Origin of the sequence: Bacteroides sp. PHL 2737 (genome assembly GCF_004115325.2) — a bacterium.
Lineage (GTDB): Bacteria > Bacteroidota > Bacteroidia > Bacteroidales > Bacteroidaceae > Bacteroides > Bacteroides hominis.
Window position 1 is genome coordinate 3,342,953 of record NZ_CP040630.1, and the last position, 15,577, is coordinate 3,358,529.

At 46.3% G+C, this 15,577-nt stretch carries 14 protein-coding genes; 13 read left to right on the plus strand and 1 reads right to left on the minus strand.

What is annotated here, in order from left to right; translation table 11 throughout:
* Nucleotides 1–14: 14 nt before the first annotated feature.
* From DBK98_RS13645 to DBK98_RS13705, 13 genes are all read left to right on the plus strand, one after another.
* Entirely contained in the window at nt 15–692 is a 678-nt protein-coding gene (locus tag DBK98_RS13645; RefSeq protein WP_005776989.1) for a Na(+)-translocating NADH-quinone reductase subunit C, read from the plus strand.
* Nucleotides 693–708: 16 nt separating this feature from the next.
* The gene (locus DBK98_RS13650; RefSeq protein ID WP_005787205.1) at nt 709–1,341 is read left to right on the plus strand and encodes an NADH:ubiquinone reductase (Na(+)-transporting) subunit D; all 633 of its coding nucleotides are present in this window, start codon (nt 709–711) and stop codon (nt 1,339–1,341) included.
* A gap of 28 nt (nt 1,342–1,369) precedes the next feature.
* Nucleotides 1,370–1,996 carry an NADH:ubiquinone reductase (Na(+)-transporting) subunit E gene (gene nqrE / locus DBK98_RS13655; protein WP_005776993.1) on the plus strand — a complete coding sequence of 209 codons (627 nt, stop codon included), beginning with the start codon at nt 1,370–1,372 and terminating at the stop codon, nt 1,994–1,996.
* Between the two features lie 22 nt (nt 1,997–2,018).
* A complete protein-coding gene (gene nqrF, locus DBK98_RS13660) occupies nt 2,019–3,290 on the plus strand; it encodes an NADH:ubiquinone reductase (Na(+)-transporting) subunit F (protein ID WP_032536127.1) in 1,272 nt (423 codons plus the stop codon).
* Nucleotides 3,291–3,380: 90 nt separating this feature from the next.
* Nucleotides 3,381–4,505, plus strand: a complete 1,125-nt coding sequence (locus tag DBK98_RS13665; RefSeq protein ID WP_022012703.1) for a BF3164 family lipoprotein — start codon at nt 3,381–3,383, stop codon at nt 4,503–4,505.
* Between the two features lie 19 nt (nt 4,506–4,524).
* A complete protein-coding gene (locus DBK98_RS13670; RefSeq protein WP_022012704.1) occupies nt 4,525–5,844 on the plus strand; it encodes a DEAD/DEAH box helicase in 1,320 nt (439 codons plus the stop codon).
* Nucleotides 5,845–6,334: 490 nt separating this feature from the next.
* Nucleotides 6,335–7,402, plus strand: a complete 1,068-nt coding sequence (gene serC, locus DBK98_RS13675) for a 3-phosphoserine/phosphohydroxythreonine transaminase (RefSeq protein WP_005776999.1) — start codon at nt 6,335–6,337, stop codon at nt 7,400–7,402.
* Nucleotides 7,403–7,495: 93 nt separating this feature from the next.
* The gene (locus DBK98_RS13680; protein WP_005777001.1) at nt 7,496–8,416 is read left to right on the plus strand and encodes an NAD(P)-dependent oxidoreductase; all 921 of its coding nucleotides are present in this window, start codon (nt 7,496–7,498) and stop codon (nt 8,414–8,416) included.
* Nucleotides 8,417–8,427: 11 nt separating this feature from the next.
* Nucleotides 8,428–9,675 carry a DUF1015 domain-containing protein gene (locus tag DBK98_RS13685; RefSeq protein ID WP_032536128.1) on the plus strand — a complete coding sequence of 416 codons (1,248 nt, stop codon included), beginning with the start codon at nt 8,428–8,430 and terminating at the stop codon, nt 9,673–9,675.
* Nucleotides 9,676–9,813: 138 nt separating this feature from the next.
* Nucleotides 9,814–10,215: an FKBP-type peptidyl-prolyl cis-trans isomerase gene (locus DBK98_RS13690; RefSeq protein ID WP_005805382.1), complete on the plus strand. Its 402-nt coding sequence runs from the start codon at nt 9,814–9,816 to the stop codon at nt 10,213–10,215.
* 25 nt (nt 10,216–10,240) lie between these two features.
* Nucleotides 10,241–10,858 (plus strand): YigZ family protein, encoded by a 618-nt coding sequence (locus DBK98_RS13695; protein ID WP_022012706.1) that lies wholly within the window; start codon nt 10,241–10,243, stop codon nt 10,856–10,858.
* A 60-nt stretch (nt 10,859–10,918) separates the two neighbouring features.
* The gene (locus tag DBK98_RS13700; protein WP_032536129.1) at nt 10,919–12,007 is read left to right on the plus strand and encodes an HpaII family restriction endonuclease; all 1,089 of its coding nucleotides are present in this window, start codon (nt 10,919–10,921) and stop codon (nt 12,005–12,007) included.
* 27 nt (nt 12,008–12,034) lie between these two features.
* Nucleotides 12,035–12,604, plus strand: a complete 570-nt coding sequence (locus DBK98_RS13705) for a nitroreductase family protein (RefSeq protein ID WP_033572480.1) — start codon at nt 12,035–12,037, stop codon at nt 12,602–12,604.
* 115 nt (nt 12,605–12,719) lie between these two features.
* Here the strand turns inward: DBK98_RS13705 and gcvP are convergent, their stop codons facing one another.
* Nucleotides 12,720–15,569, minus strand: coding sequence for an aminomethyl-transferring glycine dehydrogenase (gcvP, locus tag DBK98_RS13710; protein WP_032536130.1), 2,850 nt, complete (start codon nt 15,567–15,569; stop codon nt 12,720–12,722).
* Nucleotides 15,570–15,577 lie beyond the last annotated feature (8 nt).

Consider the following 15,577-nt stretch of genomic DNA (forward strand, 5'->3'; position numbering starts at 1 on the left):
ACCGAACAAGAAAGATGAATACAAATAGTAATTCTTATACTATCATTTATGCTTCGGTAATGGTTGTTATCGTGGCATTCCTGCTCGCATTCGTCAGCTCTTCACTGAAAGCGATTCAGAACAAGAATCAGGAGCTGGATACGAAGAAGCAAATTCTGGCTGCTTTGAACATCAGAGATGTGAAGGACGCCGATGCTGAATATAATAAATATGTAAAGGGTGACATGCTGATGAACGTAGATGGCACTCTGACAGAAAATACGGATGGTTTCTCTATCAGCTACGAAAAAGAAGCAAAGGAAAACAATCGTTTGCACGTTTTCGTATGTGATGTAGACGGAGAGACCAAGTATGTGGTACCGGTTTATGGCGCCGGCCTTTGGGGCGCTATCTGGGGATATGTGGCTTTAAATGCTGATAAGGACACTGTTTATGGTGTTTATTTCTCGCATGCCAGCGAAACTCCGGGCTTGGGTGCCGAAATTGCGACAACCGCTTTCCAGGGTGAATTCTCGGGCAAGAAGGTGTTGAAAGACGGACAGGTTGCACTGGCTGTAGAGAAAAACGGAAAGGTGACAGACCCTGCTTATCAGGTGGACGGTATTTCGGGTGGTACAATCACTTCGAAAGGTGTGGACGCCATGATCAAAGCTTGTCTGAGCCAGTACGATAAATTTTTAACTAATAATTAAGGAGGAACGATAGAATATGAGCCAATTATTTTCTAAAAAGAATAAAGAAGTATTCGCTACTCCGCTGGGATTGAATAACCCGGTAACCGTGCAGGTGCTCGGTATCTGTTCGGCGCTGGCTGTAACGGCCAAACTGGAACCGGCTATCGTGATGGGTCTTTCGGTAACTGTGATTACGGCTTTCTCAAACGTCGTTATCTCTTTGCTGCGTAAGACGATTCCTAACCGTATCCGTATCATCGTACAGTTGGTGGTAGTAGCTGCGTTGGTAACTATAGTAAGTGAGGTGCTGAAGGCATTTGCATACGACGTAAGCGTACAGCTTTCGGTATATGTAGGTCTGATCATTACAAACTGTATCCTGATGGGACGTCTGGAAGCATTTGCCATGGCAAACGGCCCGTGGGAGTCATTCCTCGACGGTGTGGGTAATGGTCTGGGATATGCCAAGATTCTGATTATCGTGGCTTTCTTCCGCGAATTGCTCGGATCGGGCACGTTGCTCAACTTCCGTATTATCCCTGAGTCATTCTACAAGATGGGCTATATCAACAATGGTTTGATGTTGATGCCGCCGATGGCACTGATCATCTGTGCTTGTATCATCTGGTATCAGCGCAGCCGTTGCAAAGAACTCCAGGAAAAGTAATACAACCTAAGAAAGTAAAAGAAAAATTATGGAACAATTATTAAGTTTATTCGTCCGCTCCATCTTTGTGGACAACATGATATTCGCCTTCTTCCTGGGTATGTGTTCATATCTGGCTGTGTCGAAGAATGTGAAAACTGCTGTAGGACTGGGTATCGCCGTAACTTTTGTTTTGATCGTTACGTTGCCGGTCAACTACTTGCTTCAGACAAAGGTGCTGGCTGCCAATGCTATCATTGAAGGTGTTGACCTCAGCTTCCTGAGTTTTATTCTCTTTATTGCCGTTATTGCCGGTATCGTGCAGTTGGTAGAAATGGTAGTGGAACGATTCAGCCCTTCGCTCTACGCTTCACTGGGTATCTTCCTGCCGCTGATCGCCGTTAACTGTGCCATCATGGGTGCTTCACTGTTCATGCAGCAGAGAATCACGATGGATCCGTCGAACCCGCAGGCCATCACCGGTGTAGGTAGTGCTGTGGTATACGCGCTCGGTTCGGGTATCGGTTGGTTACTGGCTATTGTTGGTCTGGCTGCTATCCGCGAAAAGATGGCCTACTCTGATGTTCCCGCTCCGCTGAAAGGTCTGGGCATTACGTTTATCACAGTAGGACTGATGGCTATGGCCTTTATGTGTTTCTCTGGATTGAAGTTATAACTAAAGTAAAAAGAATAAAACAATGACGTCTTTAATATTAGCAAGTATCGGAGTCTTCCTTGTGGTGATCATCCTGCTTGTCATTATACTGCTCGTTGCGAAGAGCTATCTTTCTCCTTCGGGCGAGGTTACGATTACGATGAATGGAGAGCAACAACTGAAAACATCTCAGGGTGGTACACTGCTGGGTACGTTGTCTGCCAACAATGTGTTCCTTTCATCGGCTTGTGGTGGTAAGGGTTCGTGCGGACAGTGCCGTTGCCAGGTGCTCGAAGGCGGTGGCGAGATTTTGCCTACCGAAACCGGTTTCTTCTCTCGTAAAGAACAGGCCGATCACTGGCGCCTCGGTTGCCAGGTAAAGGTGAAACAGGATATGTCTATCAAGATCGACGAGTCTATCCTGGGTGTGAAAGAGTGGGAGTGCGAGGTGATCTCGAACAAGAACGTGGCTACGTTTATCAAAGAGTTTATCGTGGCTCTGCCTCCGGGCGAACACATGGACTTCGTGCCGGGTTCGTATGCTCAGATCAAGATTCCTACTTTCTCAATGGATTATGATAAGGATATCGATAAGAACCTGATCGGTGACGAATATCTTCCGGCATGGGAGAAATTCGGTCTGCTGGGCTTGAAGTGCCGCAATGACGAGCCGACTATCCGTGCTTACTCTATGGCCAACTATCCGGCTGAAGGTGACCGCATCATGCTGACTGTACGTATCGCTACTCCTCCTTTCAAACCGAAAGACCAGGGACCGGGCTTTATGGATGTGATGCCGGGTATCGCTTCTTCTTACATCTTCACGCTGAAGCCGGGTGACAAGGTGACCATGAGTGGCCCTTACGGTGACTTCCACCCGATCCTCGACTCGAAGAACGAAATGATGTGGATTGGTGGTGGTGCAGGTATGGCTCCGTTGCGTGCTCAGATTATGCACCTGACGAAGACACTGCATATCACTGACCGTACGATGAACTACTTCTACGGTGCCCGTGCACTGAACGAAGTATTCTATCTGGAAGACTTCCTGCAGATTGAAAAAGATTTCCCGAACTTCAAGTTCCACTTGGCACTCGACCGTCCGGACCCTGCAGCAGACGCAGCCGGCGTGAAGTATACAGCAGGTTTCGTACACAACGTGATTTACGAAACTTACCTGAAGAACCATGAAGCTCCGGAAGACATTGAATATTACATGTGTGGTCCTGGCCCGATGAGCAAGGCTGTTGAGAAGATGCTCGACGATCTTGGTGTTCCGGCTAAGAACCTGATGTTTGATAACTTCGGTGGATAATCCTTCGGGAATTATAATAAAGAAACTGCTTTCGGCTGTCCGGAAGCAGTTTTTTTTTATCTTTGTGTCATCATTAAAATTGAAACAGCTATGAAAAACAGAGTTGTCAGTTCAGTTTGTTTCGTTCTATTGGGCGTGAACTTACTATCGTGTGGCGGAAGACAGAAAAGTGCAGCCGGAGACGGAGTACAGGTGCAGGACAGTGTCATTGCCCAAGCAATGGAGAAGGATATCGTTTCTTTAGCTCCACTGGAGACGGGCGAGGTCTTTCTGAAAGATCAGGATCCGTTTGGGGAAGTTGTCGAACTGAAGGGGCAGCAGATCGTTGAGCCCGATACTTTTATATTCAAGACGTCCGAAGACAGGATGTTACTCTGCTCGGACAGTATTTTGGTGCAGAAAAATTATAGGGCACCTTACTTTGTTTTCCATTATCCGGCCATGACCTACATAAAGACTGTGGGGGTAAAGGGTAACGGACCGGATGAATTTCTTATACCGGAGGTGGTGCCTTCGGTTGATAAGGAAGCATTATGCTGTCTGTATGAAAGAAGTAATGGAAGGATATATCGGTTGGATAAGGAACTGAACCAAACGTATCTCTATACGTTATTTCCTACAGAAAAATGGGGAGTAAACGATTTGCAAGAGATTGGCAAGAATGAATTTGTTTATCAGTCAGGACGCTATATACGTACAATCAAGGTGGAGGGTGATTCATTGAAAGAAGAAAAACGCTATCCGTTGACATTGAGGTTCGCTCGAAAATCACCGGTTTTGGGATCTTTGGCTGCCAATCCGCAGAGAAATCGGATGGTTTATGCTTATAAATACTTCAAGATAGTGAAGTTCATGAATATGAAAGGTGATAGCGTCCGGACTCTGAACTTCCAGCAAAAAGGTTTTGATGATGAAACTTTAAACATTGCTGATGGATTGGATGCGAACGTAACGCATTATATGCAGGTGTCTCCGACGAGAGATTATGTGTATATTTCCTATTCGGGACGTACACCTTATGCAGTGGGCAGTGACAATGATAAAGGAAATCGCTATATGTACGTAGAGCAGTACGATTGGAATGGTAATCCGGTCCGAAAGTATAAGTTGGATAATTTCAGCATTTCTATGATGGTGGACGGACGGTTGAACCGCCTGATGCTGATTACTTATTATAATGATGACCCTTACTTTATATATCAATTAAAGGATTAAACAAGAGAAAGAAAAAACAATGAATGGATTGAAGGAGATACTCGATAGGTTGAAAATAGAACAGCTCAATCCGATGCAGGAAGCATCTATTGAGGCATTTAATAAAGGTGGCGAAGACCTGATATTGCTTTCGCCCACAGGTTCGGGCAAGACCCTTGCTTTCTTGTTACCGTTGGTCGGTAGTCTGAGGGCTGATGTGAAAGGAGTACAAGCTGTGGTGCTGGTGCCTTCGCGCGAGTTGGCGTTGCAGATAGAGCAGGTGTTCAAGGCGATGGGAACAGAGTTCAAGGCAATGAGTTGTTATGGCGGACGTCCGGCAATGGAAGAGCATAGGACGATGAAAGGAATGCAGCCGGAGGTTATCATCGGTACGCCCGGCCGTATGAACGACCATCTCTCCAAGCAGAACTTCGATGCAAGCACAGTGGCCCTGTTGGTGATCGATGAATTTGATAAATGCCTGGAGTTTGGTTTTCAGGAAGAGATGGCAACGGTTATCGGACAGTTGCCCGACTTGAAACGGCGTTTTCTGACTTCGGCAACAGATGCGGAAGAGATTCCGCAATTTACAGGACTGAACCGTACGATAAAGCTTGATTTCCTGACAAACGATGTGGAGGAATCACGTTTGCGGTTGATGAAGGTGGTTTCGCCTGCTAAAGATAAGATAGAAACCCTCTATAAGTTGCTTTGTACGTTGGGAAGCAGTTCGAGTATTGTTTTCTGTAACCACAGGGATGCGGTGGACCGTGTGAGTGCCTTACTAACGGAAAAAGGAGTTTCCAATGAACGCTTTCATGGAGGTATGGAGCAACCGGATCGGGAACGGGCACTGTATAAGTTCCGTAATGGCAGCTGTCCGGTGCTGGTGTCTACAGACTTGGCTGCCCGCGGACTTGATATCCCGGAGGTGGAGCATATCATTCATTATCATATCCCGGTGAATGAAGAAGCTTTTACTCATCGTAACGGACGTACTGCCCGCTGGGATGCGACGGGTACTTCTTATCTGATATTGAATCCGGAGGAACGCGTGCCGGATTATATACCTTCGGAACTCGATATCTTTGACTTACCGGAGAACGCGCCCCGTCCGTCTAAACCTCAGTGGATAACTATTTATATAGGTAAAGGGAAGAAGGACAAATTGAGTAAGATCGATATTGCCGGATTCCTCTATAAGAAAGGAAATCTGGCGCGTGAAGATGTTGGAGCAATCGATGTGAAGGACCATTATGCTTTTGTAGCCGTGCGGCGGTCTAAGGTCAAGCAATTGCTGACGCTTATACGCGGTGAGAAGATCAAAGGGATGAAGACGGTGATTGAAGAGGCGGATTAAAACGGATTTATTTGATAGCTATTTTACCACAGAGGACACAGAGGGCACAGAGAATAGATCTTTAAACAGGAGATTAAAACTCTGTGCCCTCTGTGTCCTCTGTGGTGAAACAGCTTTTCGGATCCCGGCTCTTCCTTCCCTACATCCCGGCGCTCCGGGCATTGTACCCCGGCGCTCCGGTTGTCCGCCCCCGGTTCTTTACGGTCTTTGCCTCTTCTTCTTATAAATATTCACTTTTTAGTCACTCTCTCTTTCATTTCAAAACAGATAGCCTTGTAATAATATCAGTTTGAACTTTTTTCTACCATCTTGGCATGTATGGATAACAAAATGGTGTATAATTCCTGCATAAACCATTAAAAAGAAAGATAAATGCCCTCTGAGATTGTAATTTTATAGAGAAACGTTTGTTGAGAGGAAATAAATTCGTAAATTCGCCATGTCAGTAGACATAAAATAACGAAATTGTATAACCAAAAACACTCATCAAATGAAAAAGCATAATTTCAGTGCAGGCCCTTCCATTCTCCCTCGCGAAGTAATAGAAGAAACAGCGAAAGCTATTCTCGATTTCAACGGTTCAGGTCTTTCTGTTTTGGAAGTCAGCCACCGAGGCAAAGATTTTCAGGCAGTCATGGACGAAGCCGTAGCTTTGTTTAAGGAAATACTTAATATTCCCGAAGGGTATTCGGTACTTTTTTTGGGCGGTGGTGCCAGTATGCAGTTCTGTATGGTACCTTACAACTTCCTTGAAAAGAAAGCTGCTTACCTGAACACCGGTGTTTGGGCGAAGAAAGCGATGAAAGAAGCGAAAGGGTTTGGCGAAGTGGTTGAGGTAGCTTCTTCGGCTGACGCAAACTATACGTTTATCCCTAAAGACTTTACCATACCTGCTGATGCAGACTATTTCCATGTGACAACCAACAACACGATTTATGGTACAGAGTTGAAGGGAGATCTCGATTCACCAATTCCGATGGTTGCCGATATGTCATCTGATATTTTCTCTCGTCCGGTAGATGTTTCGAAGTACATCTGTATCTATGGTGGTGCACAGAAGAATCTGGCTCCGTCCGGTGTCACTTTTGTTATCGTAAAGGACGATGCAGTGGGCAAAGTGTCACGTTACATCCCGAGTATGTTGAATTACAAAACCCATATTGACGGCGGATCTATGTTTAATACACCTCCCGTATTGCCTATATATTCTGCGATGCAGACTTTGCGCTGGATCAAAGCTCAGGGTGGCGTGAAAGAGATGGATCGCCGGGCTACCGAAAAGGCAGATATGCTGTATGCCGAGATAGACCGCAACAAGATGTTTGTGGGAACGGCTGCTAAAGAGGACCGCTCACGCATGAATATCTGTTTCGTAATGGCACCGGAATACAAAGACCTTGAAGCCGATTTCCTGAAATTCGCTACGGACAAAGGTATGTCCGGCATTAAAGGACACCGTTCTGTAGGTGGTTTCCGTGCATCTTGTTATAATGCGATGCCGAAGGAAAGTGTACAGGCGCTGATTGACTGCATGCAGGAATTTGAGAAACTTCATTAATAATGTGATTTCACCACAGAGTGCCATAATTGAAGAAGAAAGACAAATCTGTGTCCCTCTGTGGTGAATTATCCCCAAAACATAACAAAGGAAATGAAAGTACTTGTTGCAACCGAAAAACCATTTGCCAAAATTGCCGTAGATGGTATAAAGAAAGAAATAGAAGGAGCCGGATTCGAATTGGCTCTGCTTGAAAAATATACAGATAAGGCTCAATTACTTGATGCGGTGAAAGATGCGAATGCCATTATCATTCGCAGCGATATCATCGATGCGGAAGTGCTTGAGGCTGCGAAGGAATTGAAAATAGTAGTCCGTGCAGGTGCCGGATATGACAATGTGGACTTAAACGCCGCTACCGCACACGGTGTGTGCGTAATGAACACTCCGGGGCAGAATTCGAATGCCGTGGCCGAATTGGTGTTCGGGCTGCTCGTTTATGCCGTCCGCAATTTCTATAATGGAACGTCGGGTACGGAACTGATGGGAAAGAAACTGGGTATCCACGCTTATGGCAATGTGGGACGCAATGTGGCACGTATTGCCAAAGGATTCGGCATGGAGCTTTACGCTTACGATGCTTTCTGCCCGAAAGATGTGATTGAAAAAGATGGAGTGAAAGCCGTCGACTCGGCCGAAGAACTTTACAAAATTTGTAATATCGTCTCACTGCATATTCCGGCTACAGCCGAAACAAAGAATTCCATTAACCGTGATTTACTGAAGAATATGCCGAAAGGAGCTATTTTGGTCAATACGGCCCGTAAAGAGGTGATCAATGAGGATGAACTGATTCAGCTGATGGAAGAACGTCCGGACTTTAAATACATCACCGATATTATGCCTGCTGCCAATGCGAAGTTTACCGAACTCTTTGCCGGACGTTATTTCTCAACACCGAAGAAGATGGGTGCTCAGACTGCCGAGGCAAATATCAATGCAGGTATTGCTGCGGCGAAACAGATTGTAGGCTTCCTGAAAGAGGGTTGCGAAAAATTTAGAGTGAACAAATAATCCCCAGTTTTATGGCAACAATAAAACCATTTAAAGGCATCCGCCCTCCACAGGACTTGGTAGAACAGGTCGCATCACGTCCGTATGATGTGTTGAACTCAGAAGAGGCTCGTGCAGAAGCTGCCGGAAACGAGAAATCACTGTATCATATCATTAAACCTGAAATAGATTTTCCGGTCGGAACAGACGAACACGACGAGAAAGTCTATACCAAGGCGGCAGAAAACTTCCGTCTGTTTCGCGATAAAGGGTGGTTGGTGCAGGATGATAAAGAGAATTATTACATCTATGCCCAGACCATGAACGGCAAGACGCAGTACGGACTGGTGGTAGGCGCTTATGTGCCCGATTACATGAACGGCGTTATCAAAAAGCATGAACTGACCCGGCGTGATAAGGAAGAAGACCGTATGAAGCATGTTCGTGTGAACAATGCCAATATCGAACCGGTATTCTTTGCTTATCCCGATAATGCAGTGCTCGACACTATCATCCGGAAGTATACGGCTCAAAAACCGGTATACGACTTTATTGCTCCCGGTGACGGATTCGGGCATACTTTCTGGGTGATTGATGATAACGATGACATTGCTGTGATCACAAAAGAGTTTGCTGCTATGCCGGCACTTTATATTGCCGACGGACACCATCGTTCGGCCGCTGCCGCTCTGGTTGGAGCCGAGAAGGCGAAACAGAATCCCGGTCATCGCGGAGACGAAGAATATAATTACTTTATGGCTGTATGTTTTCCGGCGAACCAGTTGACTATTATTGATTACAACCGGGTGGTGAAAGATCTCAATGGTCTGACACCTGCCGAATTCCTGACTGCTCTTGAAAAGAATTTTGTGGTAGAGGAGAAGGGGAAAGAGATTTATAAACCCGCTGCATTGCATAATTTTGCCCTTTATCTGGAAGGTAAATGGTATAGCCTGACAGCCAAACCGGGAACTTATGACGACAATGATCCCATTGGGGTATTGGACGTGACGATCTCTTCCAATCTGATTCTGGATGAAATACTGGGTATCAAAGATTTGCGTTCGGACAAACGGATCGATTTTGTGGGAGGTATCCGTGGCTTGGGTGAGCTGGGCAGACGGGTGGATAGCGGAGAGATGAAAGTGGCACTGGCCCTTTATCCCGTTTCAATGAAGCAACTGATGGATATTGCCGATACGGGAAACATTATGCCTCCGAAAACCACTTGGTTCGAGCCGAAACTGCGTTCCGGACTGGTGATACACGAGTTGGAATAAAGAGCGTATCGATGTAGAAAAAGAACGAGGATGTTACTCTAAAACAGAGGAACATCCTCGTTTTGTATTCCGGGCTATCCAAATATGTACGTTTTTCCGTATCTTTGTGACCGAAGTAATTATTATCTGAATAGATCTATGGGACGAAAAGAAGAATACAAGTTGCAGAACGAGCAATTCATGCAGGCATTACGTGCCGAAGCGGATGTATACGAATTGCCTTGTGGCATATTATATAAGGTTTTGGAGGAAGGTAGTGGTACCGCTACTCCCCGGCCCGGCAGTGTGGTGTCTGTCCATTACAGGGGGACACTGATCAATGGACGGGAATTTGATAATTCCTGGAAACGGAACTGTCCCGAAGCTTTCCGTTTGAGTGAGGTCATCGAGGGATGGCAGATCGCTTTGCAGAAAATGCGGGTGGGAGATCGTTGGATAATTTACATCCCGTATACCATGGGGTATGGGACACGTACCAGTGGTCCTATTCCGGCTTTTTCGACCCTGGTTTTTGAAGTACAGTTGTTAGGTATAGCCTGAACCACTAAAAATGATTCCGGATATCATGTCAGAAGATACATACAAAACCATCACTGAAGTTTCAGAAGGTACCTATACCGAGAAGCGTAGTAAGTTCATTGCCATTGCTCTTCCAGTGCGTACATTGGAAGAGATTAAGAATCATCTGGAGACGTATCAGAAGAAATATTACGATGCCCGTCACGTCTGTTATGCCTATATGTTGGGGCACGAACGTAAAAACTTTCGTGCAAACGACAACGGAGAACCTTCCGGTACGGCCGGCAAACCGATTCTGGGACAAATTAATTCCAACGAACTGACGGATATTCTGATTATCGTGGTTCGTTATTTCGGGGGAATCAAGTTGGGAACCAGTGGATTGATTGTGGCTTATAAAGCCGCCGCCGCCGAGGCTATTGCCGCTGCCACTGTTGTAGAGAAAACGGTGGATGAAGAAGTAACCGTGCTTTTTGAATATCCGTTTATGAACGATGTGATGCGGATTGTGAAAGAGGAGGAACCGGAAATTCTCTCCCAGTCGTATGATATGGATTGCAGCATGACACTTCGCATCCGACAGTCGGCGATGCCTCGCTTAAGGTCTCGGTTGGAAAAAGTGGAGACTGCACGTATTTTAGATGAAGAAGAAGGAAATGAATAAGAGAAAGAAATAAGACAGGGGGGAGGTTTTCTTCCCACACATAATAAAAAGATAGATAGAATGGCATTTGAAGCAACAAAAAGAGAGTGGAGTGAGCTATATGTTTTTTTTCGTCTGCTGGCGGACGGAAAAGTTTCTCTCGGAACTCCACAAGCAAAGAAAGAAGATGAAAAGTGCTGGCCCATTGCGATGATTCAGCGTGAGGAGCATGATGGCACCCGGTGTTATTATATCGAAGGAGAAGATATCCGGATGGAAGGTGAGAAAGTCGGAAAAAGCTTGCCCCGCGAAGATTTTGCAACGGTGGCTGACCTGATTCTGAATGCGATAAAAGGTTCGTCTACCGATGAAGTCACTTCTCCCGATGGGGTGGAGGAGTTTTTGGACGAAGCCGGAATCTTTGATCTTGAAGCACGGACGGAAGATCGTACCGATTTCTCAATCGCCTTTTGGCATCCCGAAGCTCCGTTAGCCGGTTTCAATGTCCGTTCGCGTCTGAGTGCGATGAATCCGTTGCTGGATGGGGGACGTGCTGCAAACCTGAAATTGGAGCAATCCGGTGTAAAGTTTGCTGCACCTACCGTAAATAAAATTAATGCCCTTCCCGAATCGCCTACGGAGGTTGCCGAGCGCATGATGATGATCGAACGTCTGGGAGGCGTGTTGAAATACTCGGATGTGGCAGACCGTGTGTTTCGCTGTAACTTGCTGATGATTGACTTGCATTTTCCCCGTGTGTTGGCAGAGATGGTGCGTACGATGCATCTGGACGGCATCACACGTATCAGTGAACTGACCGAACTGATGAAGACAGTAAATCCTCTCAAGATAAAAGAAGAGTTGATCAGTAAGCATGGTTTTTATGAATTTAAAATGAAGCAATTCTTATTGGCGCTCGCTTTGGGTATGCGTCCGGCAAAGATATACAACGGGATGGACTCGGCTGTTGAAGGTATATTACTGGTTGATGGCAGTGGCGAGGTGTTGTGCTATCATAAGTCGGAAAAGAAAACGTTTGAAGACTTCCTTTATCTGAATTCACGTCTTGAAAAAGGATCGGTTGATAAAGACAAGTATGGATTCCTTGAAAGGGAGAACGGTGTATACTATTTCAAACTGAATGCCAAGATTGGTTTAATTAAAAGATAAGGAATACAATAATAATAGATATTCATGATGAAAACCAATGAAGTTTTAGAAACGATTAAGGCATGCCGTAGTGTGCGTGTCTATGATAAAAAGCAGGTACCGTCGGAAGACTTGAATGCCATACTGGAGGCAGCTACCTATGCACCGAGCGGCATGCATTATGAAACGTGGCATTTTACGGCAGTCCGTAATGCGGCGAAACTTGAAGAACTGAACAATCGTATCAAGGGAGCATTTGCTAAAAGTGACGATAAGCGCCTTCAGGAACGTGGACATAGTGAGACTTATTGTTGTTATTATCATGCTCCGAGTTTGGTCATTGTTTCTAATGACCCTACCCAGTGGTGGGCCGGGATGGACTGTGCCTGTGCCATTGAGAATATGTTTTTGGCAGCCCGTTCTTTGGGCATCGGTTCTTGCTGGATCAATCAACTCGGGACGACTTGCGATGATCCGGAAGTCCGGGCGTATCTGACCTCTCTTGGAGTACCCGAGAACCATAAAGTTTACGGTTGCGTAGCTTTGGGATATCAGGCAGAAGGTGTATCGTTGAAGGAAAAAACGGTGAAAGAAGGTACAATAACCATTGTGGAATAGAGTATCGGATTCAAGTTTAAATTCACCACAGAGTAACACAGGGTATCACGGAGTAGAAATTACAAGAGATAAACTCTGTGATACTCTGTGAACTCTGTGGTGAATCAAATTAATTTCAGTCGAAACAGCCATAGCATGTCGGCAATAGTTTGCGGTCGCCTAATGTATTATCGACACGGGCTACATTCACCCAAAACTTATTTTCACGTACACTTTCTATCGGGTATGCAGCTTTTTCACGCGTATAGCAGTGTTCCCACCGGTCGCTTACTACTTCATACTCGGGGTGTGGAGCATTTATAAGCACATTGTCCCCCTTATCGGCTTCACCGTTCTTCACTTCCTGAATTTCATTCCAGATGGTCAACATCGTATGGATGAAGTTATCCAATTCGGCGAGGCTCTCACTTTCAGTCGGTTCAATCATCAGTGTGCCGTGAACCGGGAAGGAGAGGGTAGGAGCATGATAGCCATAATCCATCAGACGTTTGGCAATATCATTTTCACTGATACCTGTCTCTTCATATACTTTCCGACATTCCAGGATCATTTCGTGTCCCACAAAGCCATTGGCTCCCCGGTATACGATGCCATATGTATCTTTCAGACAGGCTGCCAGATAGTTGGCATTCAGGATTGCTATTTTGGTTGCCATTGTCAGTCCTTCGGTTCCCATCATGCGGATATAGCCGTAAGTGATGGGCAGAATGCCTGCACTGCCAAATGGAGCGGCAGAAACCTCGTTCTGTGAGTTTCCGAACAGTCCGTGTCCCGGAAGGAATGGTACCAGATGTTCGGCTACACAGATCGGGCCTACACCGGGACCGCCGCCACCGTGAGGAGAAGCAAATGTTTTGTGCAGATTCAGATGGCAAACATCTGCACCGATAAATCCCGGATTCGTTAATCCTACCTGAGCATTCATGTTGGCGCCATCCATATATACCTGTGCTCCGCAATCGTGAATGATCTGGCAGATTTCGACAATTTCCGTTTCGAAGATACCATGTGTGGAGGGATAGGTGATCATTAACGCAGCCAGATCCTCCTTGTTTTCTTCAGCTTTGGCGCGGAGATCGTCCATGTCTACGTTTCCGTGTTCATCGCAAGCACAAGTCACGGTAGTGAAGCCTGCTTGTATGGCAGATGCCGGATTGGTCCCGTGGGCAGATGCAGGGATTAATACTTTGTTCCGGTGTCCTTGTCCGATGCTTTCAAGATAAGCGCGGATGGTGCGTAGTCCGGCGTATTCACCGGCAGCACCGGAATTGGGTTGCAGGCTCACTCCGGCAAACCCGGTGATAATCTTCAACTCTTCGCTCAGGTTGTGGATCAGTTCGCGGTAACCGGCAGCCTGGTCTTCCGGAACAAGCGGATGCATGCACATGAACTCGGCACAACTCAACGGTAGCATTTCGGCTGCTGCATTCAACTTCATGGTGCAGGAGCCAAGTGAAATCATTGACTGCGCCAGTGAAATATCTTTGCGGTCAAGGCGCTTGATGTAGCGCATCATTTCCGTTTCCGTGTGATATTTAGAGAATACTTCGTGTGTCAGATAGGGGCTCTGGCGTTTCAGTTCTTTGCTGATGGTACTTGTTTCGGGTACGTCATCCACTTTCTGGAAGTCTTTTCCGGCAGCAATAGCAAAGATAGACAATAGGACGTTAACGGCTGCTATATCGGTCGTTTCGTCAATGCTCAAGCCTACATCGCCATTATCAAAGTAGCGCAGATTCACCTCTTTGCTTAAAGCGATGGTGCGGATTTGCTGTGCTGAGATGCTATCGGGCAAGATAAAGCGGAGGGTATCAAAGTATTGTTTGTTTACCTGCTTATATCCCAGTTTTCCGATATTTTTTTCAAGGAAAGCAGCGATGCTATGGATGCGTGAAGCAATGTTACGGATACCTTCCTGTCCATGATAGACGGTATAGAATCCGGCCATCGTAGCCAGTAATGCCTGTGCGGTACAAATATTTGAGGTCGCCTTTTCCCGTTTGATATGCTGTTCGCGCGTCTGGAGTGCCATGCGGTAACAGAGTTTGCCATACTTGTCTTTTGACCATCCGATGATACGTCCCGGCATGTTACGTTTGTATTCGTCGCGGGTAGCGAAATAGCCAGCCGAGGGACCACCGTAGAACATCGGAGTACCCAAACGCTGTGTAGTGCCGAATACGATGTCTGCCCCCCATTCTCCCGGAGGTGTAAGCAGGGCGAGGCTCAGGATGTCGGTGGCTACAGCCACTTTGCAGTTGGCTGCATGTGCTTTTTCCGTAAACTCACGGTAATCTTCCGCATTACCATTCGCATTGGGATACTGTAAGACGCAGGCAAAGAGATCGTCTGTAAATTCAAGTTCATGGAACTTTCCGGTACGGATTTCAATTCCTTGCGGGATGGCTCGGGTAGTGATGACAGCCAGGGTTTGTGGGAAGATGTTCTCGTCGATAAATACCACATTGGCTCCGGATTTTTGCTGGTTGCGTGAACGCAGAGCGTACATCATTGTCACAGCTTCGGCAGCGGCGGTTGCTTCATCAAGCAGAGAGCAGTTGGCCAATGGCATGGCAGTCAAGTCGCATACGGAGGTTTGGAAATTCATTAAAGCTTCCAGTCTGCCTTGCGAAACTTCTGTCTGGTAAGGAGTATAGGAAGTATACCAGACGGGGTTTTCGAAGACGTTGCGTTGGATGACTGCCGGAGTGATTGTGTTGTACCACCCCATGCCGATATAGGTCGTGAACAACTTGTTTTTGCTTGCCAACTCGGCAATGTGGCGGGCAAATTCATATTCGGTCATCGGCGCAGGCAGTGCCAGAGGTGCTTTGAGCCGGATATTGGCTGGAATGGTTTTATCAATCAGTTCGTCGAGCGAACCAACTCCAATTTTCCGGAGCATTACTTCGGCATCCGCTTTGTTGACGCCGATGTGACGGCAGGCTAATAAATCGGTTTTCATGTTATTAA

Excerpts from the sequence above, each read along its gene's own strand:
- DBK98_RS13670 (WP_022012704.1), top strand. The coding sequence starts at position 4,525 with ATGAATGGATTGAAGGAGATACTCGATAGGTTGAAAATAGAACAGCTC.
- DBK98_RS13665 (WP_022012703.1), top strand. The coding sequence starts at position 3,381 with ATGAAAAACAGAGTTGTCAGTTCAGTTTGTTTCGTTCTATTGGGCGTG.
- DBK98_RS13650 (WP_005787205.1), top strand. The coding sequence starts at position 709 with ATGAGCCAATTATTTTCTAAAAAGAATAAAGAAGTATTCGCTACTCCG.
- DBK98_RS13705 (WP_033572480.1), top strand. The coding sequence starts at position 12,035 with ATGAAAACCAATGAAGTTTTAGAAACGATTAAGGCATGCCGTAGTGTG.
- gcvP (WP_032536130.1), bottom strand. The coding sequence starts at position 15,569 with ATGAAAACCGATTTATTAGCCTGCCGTCACATCGGCGTCAACAAAGCG.
- nqrF (WP_032536127.1), top strand. The coding sequence starts at position 2,019 with ATGACGTCTTTAATATTAGCAAGTATCGGAGTCTTCCTTGTGGTGATC.
- DBK98_RS13700 (WP_032536129.1), top strand. The coding sequence starts at position 10,919 with ATGGCATTTGAAGCAACAAAAAGAGAGTGGAGTGAGCTATATGTTTTT.
- nqrE (WP_005776993.1), top strand. The coding sequence starts at position 1,370 with ATGGAACAATTATTAAGTTTATTCGTCCGCTCCATCTTTGTGGACAAC.
- DBK98_RS13685 (WP_032536128.1), top strand. The coding sequence starts at position 8,428 with ATGGCAACAATAAAACCATTTAAAGGCATCCGCCCTCCACAGGACTTG.
- serC (WP_005776999.1), top strand. The coding sequence starts at position 6,335 with ATGAAAAAGCATAATTTCAGTGCAGGCCCTTCCATTCTCCCTCGCGAA.
- DBK98_RS13690 (WP_005805382.1), top strand. The coding sequence starts at position 9,814 with ATGGGACGAAAAGAAGAATACAAGTTGCAGAACGAGCAATTCATGCAG.
- DBK98_RS13695 (WP_022012706.1), top strand. The coding sequence starts at position 10,241 with ATGTCAGAAGATACATACAAAACCATCACTGAAGTTTCAGAAGGTACC.
- DBK98_RS13645 (WP_005776989.1), top strand. The coding sequence starts at position 15 with ATGAATACAAATAGTAATTCTTATACTATCATTTATGCTTCGGTAATG.
- DBK98_RS13680 (WP_005777001.1), top strand. The coding sequence starts at position 7,496 with ATGAAAGTACTTGTTGCAACCGAAAAACCATTTGCCAAAATTGCCGTA.